Raw genomic sequence first — 10,506 nt, 5'->3', positions numbered from 1 at the left:
ACACGGCCGCACGACAACCACAACAGAACAGCTCGCTACGGATGCGGGTTCCAGCACACCACCGGCAGGAGGGAGCGGCTCAGAACATGTCCGGGCACCAAGGCCGCCTGGACGTACGCAGCAGGGCGTCGGCCTTCCGGGCGGCGCCCGCTCGTTCCTCGCGCACCCGCCCCAGCGCCGCCAGCCGCACCGCCGACTCGTCCCCGAGCCACAGCGCCCCCAACTCGCCCAGACCGACTTCGAGTTCCGCGCTCTCGGTGGTCGGCGTACAGGACGCCCCCTCGGGCGAGGCCTCCAGCCGGTAGCGCCCGCCGGTCAGCCCGTCCACACCGGCGACCTCCAGCACCAGCGTCCCCGTGCCCTCGTACGTCCGCGCCTCCAGCGCCCGTTCGACGTCCAGGATGCGCACCCACAGCCAGTCCGCCAGCGAGGTGATCCTCGCCGCCCGCGGGTCGGGCAGGAAGTGCGGGAGCAGGTCGTCGGGCGCCCGCCAGCCGCTCTTCACCTTCACCACCCAGTCGACGGAGCAGACGTACTCCCACAGCGCGCGTTCCGCGGCCGGTGTCACGCCGATGAGCCACCGCACGGTCGCCGTGTTCAACGGCTGCTTGGCGTCACCCCAGTTGTCGTCCACCTCGTACACGGCCATGCCCTCGACCTCGCCGGACGCCGAGCGGTACACGGCGTAGAAGGGCGGCTTCCACGACGTGTCCCACCCCAGGGCTCCGGTGTTCAGCTTCCACCACATGTCGTCGCGGTCGATGGCGCCGGGCTGGCGGCGGCGCAGCCGCTCGTGCAGCTCGGGGCCGAGCTTGCGGACGTCCTCGCCCTCGACCAGGTCGATCCGCCCGCCCTCCGCGGGGCCCGCCCAGCGGGCGTCGAGGCCGGCGCGCGGCACGTCGACCGTCCACTCCGCCATCCAGGTCGCCGGCCCGAAGCCGTAGCGGCCGTAGATCGGGTACTCGGCGGCGATCAGCGTCGCGACGACGTCCCCGCGCTCCGCGGCCGTCAGGTCCCGCGCCATCATGCGGCTGAGCAGCCCGCGACGGCGGTGGGTGGCGGTGACGGTGACGCCCGAGATCGCGTCGGCCGGGACACTCGCGCCGCCCACGGCCGTGAGCTCCTGGTCGAAGGACCGGAAGGTCGCCACACACCTGCCGCGGTCGAAGGCTCCGAGGTTGCGGCCCTCCACGAACCGCTCGCGCCGGCCCTCGACCTCCTCGTCGGTCAGAGGGGCCGCCCGCAGGAAGCCGGTGTTCACGGCACGCAGCCAGTCGGCGAACTCGGACTCGGCGATCGGGCGTACGTCGATGTCGTCGGCACGGGACTCGGGGGTCATGAACTCACGCTAGGCGGAGGGCCGGTCGGTGTCGCGTCAATATCCGACCGCCGGCCCTCCCCGCAGCGGGTCCCGGCCCGGGACGGCTCACACCAGCAGGTCGTCGACCTGCGCCTCCCCCTCGCGGTAGCGGCGCGCGATCTCCGCGCTGCACTCGTCGGCCGTGCGCTGGAGCCGCCGGCGGCGCCGGGAGACCTGCTGCTCGTGGCGCTCGAGCCGTCCCATCGCCGCGGTCAGCTCCAGGTCCGTGCGCGCGTCCAGGTCGGACAGCGCCACCTCGGCGAGCATCTCGGCGGCCAGCCGCCGGTACTCCTCGCCCTGCGGGGTGCCCAGGGTGACGTGGCGGGCGGAGGAGCGGTGCCGGGCCGGGGAGTCCCGCAGGATCTCCGCCAGCCGCTCCACCACCGAGGTCTCCTCGGACACCGCGACGGAGGCCTCGTCCGCCGGAGCGCGTCGGGCCATCTCCGCGCGCAGGATGTCGATCCGCCCCTGGAGCAGCCGCCGCAGATAGCTGAGGTCGGCCTCGTCGCGCTGGGCCTCGCGGCGCAGCGTGCGCAGGTCGGGCAGGCTCAGCGCGGGCACCTCTGGTCCGGAGGTGTCCGAGGGCAGCCGCGGGCTGTCCGTGCGCTGTGTGGGCGGCCGGTGATACTCCGACGCGCCCCTCCCCGTGTACGTCGACCAGACAGCCGCCTGCTGCTGTCCGGTGCTTGATGTGCTCATGTGCCTCAACCGTCCCCTCGACCGGTGTGTGCAAGCATCGTGCCACCCCAAGTGGCCGCTATGGGAACGAGTGCCCCCGATAGACCCCAGATGGGCGGTATAGCAGCAAAATACGTCCGTGCAGGGGCTGTTGGCGTCCGCGCAAACCACCCTTTCGGTGCATCCGCCGACCACGCGCGGCGCCGATGTCACCGCCCTGCATGATGGACGTATGCGAGCAGTGGTGCAGAGGGTGGACGGCGCGAGCGTCGTCGTGGACGGCGAGACCGTGGGGGCGATCGAGGGCGAGGGGCTGTGCGTCCTCGTCGGCGTCACCCACGAGGACACCAAGGAGAAGGCGGCCCAGCTGGCCCGCAAGCTCTGGTCGATCCGCATGCTGCACGACGAGAAGTCGTGCAGCGACATCGACGCCCCGCTCCTGGTGATCAGCCAGTTCACCCTCTACGGCGACGCCCGCAAGGGCCGCCGCCCCACGTGGAACGCGGCCGCCCCCGGCGACGTCGCCGAGCCGCTGGTCGACGAGGTGGTCGCCCAGCTGCGCGCGCTGGGCGCGACGGTGGCCACGGGCCGTTTCGGGGCGGCGATGCGTGTATCACTGACGAACGACGGCCCGTTCACCGTGCAGATCGAAATCTGACCCGAAAGATCTACAAGCCTCAGGGCCGAAGATCGACACGGAGGGTCTACGGCTCCACGACGACTTCCTGGGCCGCCGCCGTGTCACCGGCCACCAGCGGGGCGTCCACCGCCACGTTCCGCTTCACCAGGGCGAGGGCGACCGGGCCCAGCTCGTGGTGGCGGGCGGACGTCGTGATGAAGCCGACCTTGCGGCCGTCGGGGCCGTCGTCGGCGAGCCGGAGCTCCGTCCCGGCCACGGGCAGGTGGACCTCGCTGCCGTCCAGGTGCAGGAAGACCAGCCGACGCGGCGGCTTGCCCAGGTTCTGCACCCGGGCGACCGTCTCCTGCCCCCGGTAGCAGCCCTTCTGCAGATGCACCGCCGAGCCGATCCAGCCCAGCTCGTGCGGGATGGTGCGGTGGTCGGTCTCGAAACCGAGCCGGGGCCGGTGCTGCTCCACACGCAGCGCCTCGTGGGCGAGGATCCCGGCGGGCGGCCCGGCCTGCGCCGCGTAGGCCTCCAGGTCGGCGCGCGGCAGGAACAGGTCCCGGCCGTGCGGCGTCTCCCGTACGACGACGCCCTCGGGGACCTCGGCGATGGAGCCGGCCGGGAGGTGCACGACGGCGATGTCGGCCGTGCGGTCGGCGACCTCGACCTTGTAGAAGAACTTCATCGACTCCAGGTAGGCGATCAGCGCCTCCTGGGTGCCCGGCTCCACATGGGCCCAGACCGTCGCGCCGTCGTCGACGAGGTACAGGGCGTGCTCGATGTGGCCGTTCGCGGAGAGGATCAGCGCCTCGGTAGCCCGGCCCGCCGGGAGGTCGCTGACGTGCTGGGTGAGCAGCAGGTGCAGCCAGGCGAGCCGGTCCTCGCCGGTGACGGCGACGACCCCCCGGTGCGAGAGGTCCACGAATCCGGTGCCGTCGGCGAGGGCGCGCTGCTCACGGAACAGATCGCCGTAGTGGGCGGCGACACCTTCGTCCACGCCCTCGGCGGGGACGGCGCCGGGCAGGGTCAGCAGGGGGCTCTTCATGTCCGTAAGCCTACGACTCGGTAGTCGAAGCCTTCAGTGTGCAGTCCTCGCACCGGCCGAAGATCGCGAAGTGCTTCAGGTCGGTGTCGAAGCCGAACGTCTCCCGCAGCTTGGCGGTGAACTCGGCGGCCACCGAGACGTCCGCCTCGATCACGTTCTGGCAGTCCCGGCAGACCAGGTGGATGTGGTGGTGCCGGTCCGCGAGGTGGTACGTCGGCGCCCCGTGCCCCAGATGCGCGTGACTGACCAGCCCGAGCTCCTCCAGGAGCTCAAGTGTCCGGTACACCGTCGAAATGTTGACCCCCGACGCCGTCTTCCTCACTTCCACGAGGATGTCGTCGGGGGTCGCGTGCTCAAGGGTGTCCACGGCTTCGAGCACAAGTTGCCGCTGCGGGGTCAGCCGGTAGCCGCGCTGCCGCAGATCGCTCTTCCAGTCGGTGCTCACCACACCGGCCAGTCTAGGACTACTTGAAGAAAGCGATGCCGTCGTCCGGCATGTCGTCGGGCAGGGCCTTGGCCCAGCGCTCGACCTCCTCCGGGGTGACGACCTTCTTCAGGTGGGCGGACATGTAGGGGCGCAGCTCGACCTCGGGGGTCTGCTTCTCGCCGACCCACATCAGGTCGCTCTTGACGTAGCCGTACAGCCGCTTGCCGCCGGTGTAGGGCTGGGAGGCGGCCGTGCGGGCCACCGCGTCCGTCACGAGGTCGATCTGGGGCTTCTTGTCGGCCAGCTCGCCGTACCAGATCTCGATGACGCCGTCGTCGCGGGTCATCGTCACCTCGACCTTGCGGGCGGCGTCGATCCTCCAGAAGCCGTGCTCGGACTCCAGGGGGCGGACCTTGTTGCCGTCGTTGTCCAGGACCCAGCTGTGGGACCGGTACTCCAGGAAGTCCCGGCCGTCGTGGGAGAAGGTGACCTCCTGCCCGAAGTTGCACTTCTCGGAGCCGGGGAAGTCGTGCACGCCGGCGCCCGCCCAGTTGCCGAGCAGGAAGGCGAGCGGGACGAGGTCCTTGTGGAGGTCGGACGGGATCTCGATCATGGGAACTTCCTAGACGTGGGTCAGCGCTGGCCCTGGTACAGCTTCTTCACGGTCAGTCCGGCGAAGGCCAGGACGCCGACGGCGACCAGGACCAACAGGATTTCGAAGAAGATCTCCACGGGGTGCTCCTTGAGCGGGGGTGCGAATGGGTGCACAGGGCCGGGGGCCAGCTTACGCGGGCCCCTTCGGCACTTCGATTCCGGACTACTCTTCCGGCTATGGCGAAGAAGCTGGTGATCAAGGTGACGGCGGGGGCCGACGCCCCCGAGCGGTGCTCTCAGGCGTTCACGGTGGCGGCGGTGGCCGTGGCCAGCGGCATAGACGTCTCCCTGTGGCTGACCGGCGAGTCCGCCTGGTTCGCCCTGCCCGGCCGGGCCGCCGAGTTCGAGCTGCCGCACGCCGCTCCCCTGCCCGACCTGCTGGACTCCCTCCTCACCGCCGGCCGCGTCACGCTGTGCACGCAGTGCGCGGCCCGTCGTGACATCTCGGAGCAGGACGTCATCGAGGGCGTCCGGATCGCCGGCGCGCAGGTCTTCGTCCAGGAGGCGATGGCGCAGGAGACGCAGGCGCTCGTCTACTGAGGCTCCGTGTACAGGCAGAACGGGTGCCCGGCCGGGTCCAGCAGCACCCGGACGTCGTCCTGGGGCTGGTGGGCGGCGAGCCGCGCCCCGGCGGCGACGGCCCGCGCGGTCTCCCGCTCCAGGTCGTCGACCTCGATGTCGAGGTGGACCATCATCCGCGGCCGGTCCGGCTCGCTCGGCCAGACCGGCGGCCGGTAGTCGGGTTCCGTCTGGAAGGCCAGCCCCGTGCCGCCACCGGGCGGCCGGATGTGGACCCAGTCGGGACCGTCCTCGTCCCGCCGGACGGCCCAGCCGGGCAGCAGCCGCAGATAGAAGAGCGCGAGCTCCCGTGCGTGCGGGGCGTCCAGAACCGCCGCTGTCAGTCTCATGGAGCGCGGATACCCCGGACGGGCGGGGCGGACGCGCCGCTCAGCGCGGGCGGGCGGGATGGACGCCGCTCAGCACGAGCAGGGGCGGGACGGGCGCCAGTCAACACGAGCCGGCGCGGGACGGACGCCGGTCAACACGAGCAGGAGCAGGACGGACGCCAGCACGAGCCGGCAGGGCGGACGCCGGTCAACACGAGCAGGCGCGGGGCAGCACGAGCCGGCGAGGCGGACGCCGCTCAGTGCGGGCGCTTCTTGCCGTCCAGTTCGTCCCACCACTCGTCGGACTTGGGATCGCCGGACGGGTCGTCCCACCACCGGTCATCCGGTCCGCGCCGGTTCGCGACCATGGCCGCCACGGGCGGGATGACCATGGCGACGACGCACATCCCGACGGCGACGGGAACGGACCACAGCCGCACGACACCCCAGGCCAGCACGAAGAGGCCGATGCAGAGGCCCATCATCGCGAAGTACGTATGACGCCGCCGTGCGTACATGCCTCCAGCGTAGGTCCGGGCAGGCCGAAGGGCCGCACCCCAGGTGTCCAACCCGCGGGGTGCGGCCCTTCGAGGACCGGTCGTCGTCAGACGGCGATCGCGACCTCCGCCAGGCCGCCCTGCTGGGCGACGACCGTGCGGTCGGCGGTGGCGCCTGGCACGAGGGCACGGACGGTCCAGGTGCCCTCGGCCGCGTAGAAGCGGAACTGTCCGGTCGCCGAGGTCGGCACCTCGGCCGTGAACTCGCCGGTCGAGTCCAGCAGACGGACGTAGCCCACCACGGGCTCGCCGTCCTTGGTCACCTGACCCTGGATGGTGGTCTCACCGGGCTTGATCGTCGAGGCGTCGGGGCCGCCGGCCTTCGCACCGCACATGTCGTACTCCTGAAGTCTGGAAAGGTCGGTCGGGGAGAGTTACTTGTTGGCGCCGAGCTCGATCGGCACGCCCACGAGGGAGCCGTACTCGGTCCAGGAGCCGTCGTAGTTCTTGACGTTCTCCACACCGAGGAGCTCGTGCAGCACGAACCAGGTCAGCGCGGAGCGCTCACCGATGCGGCAGTAGGCGATGGTGTCCTTGGCCAGGTCGACGCTCTCCGCGGCGTAGAGCTCCTTGAGCTCGTCGTCCGACTTGAAGGTGCCGTCGTCGTTGGCGTTCTTGGACCACGGGATGTTGCGGGCGGACGGGACGTGACCCGGGCGCTGGGACTGCTCCTGCGGCAGGTGGGCCGGGGCGAGCAGCTTGCCGGAGAACTCGTCGGGCGAGCGCACGTCGACGAGGTTCTGCGAACCGATCGCGGCGACGACGTCGTCGCGGAAGGCACGGATGGACGTGTCCTGGGCCTTGGCCTTGTAGTCCGTCTTCGGACGCTCGGGCACCTCGTCGCCGGGAACCAGCTCGCGGGCGTCGAGCTCCCACTTCTTGCGGCCGCCGTCGAGGAGCTTGACGCTCTCGTGGCCGTACAGCTTGAAGTACCAGTAGGCGTAGGAGGCGAACCAGTTGTTGTTGCCGCCGTAGAGGACCACGGTGTGGTCGTTGCCGATGCCCTTGTCGGACAGGAGCTTCTCGAAGCCCTCCTGGTCGACGAAGTCACGGCGGACCGGGTCCTGGAGGTCCTGCGTCCAGTCGATCCGGATGGCGTTGCGGATGTGGTTCTTCTCGTAGGCGGACGTGTCCTCGTCCACCTCGACGATGGCGATGGTCGGGTCGTCCAGGTGCTCCTGGAGCCAGTCGGCGTCGACCAGGACGTCGTTGCGGCTCATGCTTCTTCTCCTCCGGGGCAGTTACGGCGGGGCGTGCGAGGTCTGCAGGGCGCGCCCTTGAGGCAGGGCGGCGCACGGGTGCCCGTGATGCGGGGCTGCGGGGATGCGCGCGCCGACGCGACTGCCGACGCGATCGCTCAGAAGGTGCGACAGAGCATGGCGGCGACGCGGCACAGGTCTACTGCCCGCCGCTTCGTGAGATCCGCCTGTCGCTTCATAGCGTCGATCGTAGGGACGGTCGGGCGGGCATGTCACCGGCGTGTCGCATACTGAGACGCAACAATCCGCCATATGGGATCGGAAGGCCTCCGGGGCGCTCGCCGCACGGCGTCCGGCCGACCGCATCCCTCGTCACATCTACGCTACGGACATCACCGTCTCGCCCACCGGACAGCGCAGGTCGGATCCGCCGGGCGACCGCCTACCCGGCCAGGCGGACGTCGGAACCCTTCACCGTGATCTCGACGCCGTCCGGGGCGGCCTGGACCGTGTCCAGCTTGATGCCGCCGGGCAGACCGTCGATCTTCTGCTGGAAGTCGGTGATCGCCCGGACGCGGTTCTCGGCGATGTCGACACCGCCGAACTTGGGCAGGCCGTCGGCGTGCACGCGGACGGTGCCGTTGTCCACCTTCACCGAGCTGAGCACGGAGACCGGCTCCGGGAGCCTGGTGCCGAGGACCGTGGCCTCGACGGTGACCTTGATCTTGCCGTTGCCGCCGTCGGAGAGACCGATGACGTTGGCGGTGACGCCCGGGGCGACCTGGGTGGGCTCGGACTTCGCCGTCTTCAGCAGCTCGTCGTAGGCGATGGTCGCTGTGCCGGTGGCGGTGGAGGCGGTGGCGGAGCTGTAGTCGCCGGAGAACTCGACGCCCTTCATGTCGGCCCGGAGGTCGTCGATACGGATCTTCTGGCCGCCGTTGCCCGCGGCGGCCTCGTAGTCCTTGATGCCGACCTCGATGTCGTCCAGGGAACCGCCGGCGACCTGGGTGAGGAACGGGAAGCCCTTGATCGACACGTCGGGCGTCGCCGACAGGTTCTCCGTCGTCTTCAGCCGGTCGGCGGCCTCGTCCTCGGCGAAGTTGACCGCGACGCGGTCGGCGATCACGAAGAGCCCGCCCAGGATCACGACGAAGATCAGCAGTATTCGCAGTGCGCGCATGCGGTGTGTCCCCCACCGGTCCGGTGCTTCGACGACCCGGTGGCCGTCCCTTGCGCGAGGGTAACGCCGGGGGAAGGGGCACCGGAGGATTGTTGATCACCTGTGACAGGGCGGAGGTCCGGCGTCGGAGCCCCGCGAGGTCGTACGGACGCGGTCCGGCGCGGGGGGCATGCCGGGTTCTCCAGGCGCTGGGCACGCTGGGTGAGGTGGCGGCGCTCGGGGGCGCTGGTGGTGCGGGCGGCGGCCTCACGGTAGGCACTCGCGGCGGCCTGGTGCCGGCCGAGCTGTTCCAGAAGGTGACCGCGGGTGGCGAGCAGCCGGTGGTGGTGCGCCAGGCGTTTGCCGCTCTCCAGCTTCTCCAGCAGGTCGAGACCGGCGGCCGGGCCCTGGACCATGGCGACCGCGATGGCGCGGTTGAGACTGACCACCGGGTTCGGCCCGAACCGCTCCAGGAGGTCGTAGAGGGCGAGGACTTGGGGCCAGTCGGTGGCGTCGCTGTGCTCGGCCTCGTCGTGCACGGCGGCTATGGCCGCTTGCAGCTGGTAGGGGCCGACCTGCCCTCGGGGCAGGGTGCGGCTGATCAGGTCCACGCCTTCCGCGATGAGTCCGCGGTCCCACCGGCCACGGTCCTGCTCCGTCAGGGGAACCAGCTCGCCGTGGGCTCCGGTACGCGCGGGGCGGCGTGCGTCGGTCAGCAGCATCAGGGCGAGCAGTCCCGCGGTCTCGGGATCCTCGGGCACAAGGCGGTGCAGCAGCCGGGTGAGCCGGATCGCCTCGTCGGACAGTTCCGGCACGGTCAGGTCGGTGCCGCCGGTGGTGGTGTAACCCTCGTTGAAGATCAGGTAGAGCACGTGCCGGACCGCGGCCAGCCGCTCGGCGCCACCGGAGCCCTCCGGCATGGTCAGGGGCGTGCCGGCTGCCTTGATGGTCTGCTTGGCCCGGCTGATGCGCTGGGCCATCGTTGCCTCGGGTACCAGGAAGGCCGCGGCGATCTGCGCGGTACTCAGGCCGCCGACCGCACGCAGGGTCAGCGCGATCCGGCTCGGTGCGGACAGCGAGGGGTGGCAGCACAGGAACAGCAGGGCCAGGGAGTCGTCCCGGTCCGCGGCGGGCACGGCGTCGGCGGAGTGCGCCAGCAGGGCGGACTGCGGGGTGGCCAGCGCCAGGGCGTCCTCACGGCGGCGACGTGCGGCCTCGCTGCGCACCTGATCGACCAGCTTGCGGGAGGCGACAGTCACCAGCCAGCTGCGCGGGCTGTCCGGTACCCCCTCCTCGGGCCACTGCAGGGCGGCGGCCAGCAGCGCCTCCTGAACGGCGTCCTCACACGCGTCAAAGGAGCCGTACCGGCGGACCAGCACGCCGAGGACCTGCGGCGCCAGCTCGCGCAGCAGGTCCTCGGCGCCGCGGTGCGGGGTGCTCACATGTCCGCCGCGGACTCATGCAGCACCGGCCACAGCTCCACCGGCTCCACATCGGCGAACGGCATGTCCGCGGCGATCCGCTGCGCCCGCTCCAGGCTCTCGCAGTCCAGCAGGTAGAAGCTGGCGATGTACTCCTTGGTCTCCAGGTACGGCCCGTCGGTCACGGCCGGGGCGCCGTCCTCGCGGCGCACCAGCTGGGCAGCGGCGGCATCCGCCAGGCCGTAGGCGCCCACCAGCTCGCCGCTCTCCCGGTACTTCTTGTTGAACGCCTCCTGCTTGGCGATCGCCTCCGGCCAGGCCTCTGCCGGGAAGGAGTCCCACTTCGCCTGGTTGCCGTAGATCATCGCGACGTACTTCATCTCGGGTGTCCTCCCCGTCCCGCACGCCCCGTCGGCGCGCTGTCACCCTTCAGTCGGAGCAGGGAGGCAGGTCCTCGACATCCGACGACGACTTTCTCCGATCGTTTTCCGAAC

14 protein-coding genes and 1 pseudogene are annotated in these 10,506 nt (G+C 70.9%); 2 read left to right on the top strand and 13 right to left on the bottom strand.

Annotated features, from left to right (window positions below; all coding sequences use genetic code 11):
• Positions 1-79: 79 nt before the first annotated feature.
• Together BJ965_RS20520 and BJ965_RS20515 are read right to left on the bottom strand one after the other, a co-directional pair.
• A complete protein-coding gene (locus BJ965_RS20520) occupies positions 80-1,339 on the bottom strand; it encodes a GNAT family N-acetyltransferase (protein ID WP_184909968.1) in 1,260 nt (419 codons plus the stop codon).
• An 87-nt stretch (positions 1,340-1,426) separates the two neighbouring features.
• A complete protein-coding gene (locus BJ965_RS20515) occupies positions 1,427-2,059 on the bottom strand; it encodes an RsiG family protein (RefSeq protein ID WP_184909967.1) in 633 nt (210 codons plus the stop codon).
• 211 nt (positions 2,060-2,270) lie between these two features.
• On the opposite strand from BJ965_RS20515, the gene dtd reads away from it, so the two are divergent.
• Positions 2,271-2,696, top strand: coding sequence for a D-aminoacyl-tRNA deacylase (gene dtd / locus BJ965_RS20510; RefSeq protein ID WP_184909966.1), 426 nt, complete (start codon positions 2,271-2,273; stop codon positions 2,694-2,696).
• 46 nt (positions 2,697-2,742) lie between these two features.
• Here dtd and ygfZ read toward each other — a convergent pair whose 3' ends face one another.
• The 3 genes from ygfZ to BJ965_RS20495 are packed head-to-tail and all read right to left on the bottom strand — an operon-like array spanning position 2,743 to position 4,748.
• Positions 2,743-3,708 carry a CAF17-like 4Fe-4S cluster assembly/insertion protein YgfZ gene (ygfZ, locus tag BJ965_RS20505; RefSeq protein WP_184909965.1) on the bottom strand — a complete coding sequence of 322 codons (966 nt, stop codon included), beginning with the start codon at positions 3,706-3,708 and terminating at the stop codon, positions 2,743-2,745.
• Between the two features lie 10 nt (positions 3,709-3,718).
• Positions 3,719-4,156 carry a Fur family transcriptional regulator gene (locus BJ965_RS20500; RefSeq protein ID WP_030849015.1) on the bottom strand — a complete coding sequence of 146 codons (438 nt, stop codon included), beginning with the start codon at positions 4,154-4,156 and terminating at the stop codon, positions 3,719-3,721.
• A gap of 16 nt (positions 4,157-4,172) precedes the next feature.
• A complete protein-coding gene (locus tag BJ965_RS20495; protein ID WP_030849012.1) occupies positions 4,173-4,748 on the bottom strand; it encodes an FABP family protein in 576 nt (191 codons plus the stop codon).
• Positions 4,749-4,966: 218 nt separating this feature from the next.
• On the opposite strand from BJ965_RS20495, the gene BJ965_RS20490 reads away from it, so the two are divergent.
• Positions 4,967-5,329, top strand: a complete 363-nt coding sequence (locus BJ965_RS20490; protein ID WP_184909964.1) for a DsrE family protein — start codon at positions 4,967-4,969, stop codon at positions 5,327-5,329.
• On the opposite strand, the gene BJ965_RS20485 is transcribed toward BJ965_RS20490, so the two are convergent.
• The 8 genes and pseudogenes from BJ965_RS20485 to BJ965_RS20455 all read right to left on the bottom strand — a co-directional run bounded on the left by BJ965_RS20485 (position 5,323) and on the right by BJ965_RS20455 (position 10,392).
• Complete coding sequence (locus BJ965_RS20485) at positions 5,323-5,697, bottom strand: VOC family protein (protein WP_184909963.1); 375 nt, start codon at positions 5,695-5,697, stop codon at positions 5,323-5,325. The genes BJ965_RS20490 and BJ965_RS20485 overlap by 7 nt on opposite strands.
• A 236-nt stretch (positions 5,698-5,933) precedes the next feature.
• On the bottom strand, positions 5,934-6,194 hold the full coding sequence (locus BJ965_RS20480) for a DUF3099 domain-containing protein (protein WP_184909962.1): 261 nt from the start codon (positions 6,192-6,194) through the stop codon (positions 5,934-5,936).
• Positions 6,195-6,280: 86 nt separating this feature from the next.
• The gene (locus BJ965_RS20475) at positions 6,281-6,568 is read right to left on the bottom strand and encodes a DUF1416 domain-containing protein (RefSeq protein WP_003991226.1); all 288 of its coding nucleotides are present in this window, start codon (positions 6,566-6,568) and stop codon (positions 6,281-6,283) included.
• Between the two features lie 39 nt (positions 6,569-6,607).
• Complete coding sequence (locus BJ965_RS20470; protein WP_030848996.1) at positions 6,608-7,453, bottom strand: sulfurtransferase; 846 nt, start codon at positions 7,451-7,453, stop codon at positions 6,608-6,610.
• A gap of 137 nt (positions 7,454-7,590) precedes the next feature.
• Entirely contained in the window at positions 7,591-7,671 is an 81-nt protein-coding gene (locus BJ965_RS40455; RefSeq protein WP_350310325.1) for a putative leader peptide, read from the bottom strand.
• A 203-nt stretch (positions 7,672-7,874) separates the two neighbouring features.
• Positions 7,875-8,612 carry an LmeA family phospholipid-binding protein gene (locus tag BJ965_RS20465; protein WP_184909961.1) on the bottom strand — a complete coding sequence of 246 codons (738 nt, stop codon included), beginning with the start codon at positions 8,610-8,612 and terminating at the stop codon, positions 7,875-7,877.
• Between the two features lie 179 nt (positions 8,613-8,791).
• Positions 8,792-10,033, bottom strand: a pseudogene (locus BJ965_RS20460) (RNA polymerase sigma factor); the annotation flags it as partial.
• Positions 10,030-10,392, bottom strand: a complete 363-nt coding sequence (locus BJ965_RS20455; RefSeq protein ID WP_184909960.1) for a YciI family protein — start codon at positions 10,390-10,392, stop codon at positions 10,030-10,032. The gene BJ965_RS20455 and the pseudogene BJ965_RS20460, both read right to left, overlap by 4 nt.
• Positions 10,393-10,506 lie beyond the last annotated feature (114 nt).

The sequence above is a fragment of the Streptomyces luteogriseus genome, from assembly GCF_014205055.1.
Lineage (GTDB): Bacteria > Actinomycetota > Actinomycetes > Streptomycetales > Streptomycetaceae > Streptomyces > Streptomyces luteogriseus.
Note: the sequence above shows the minus strand (reverse complement) of the source record. Positions and strands in the feature narration are given on the sequence as shown.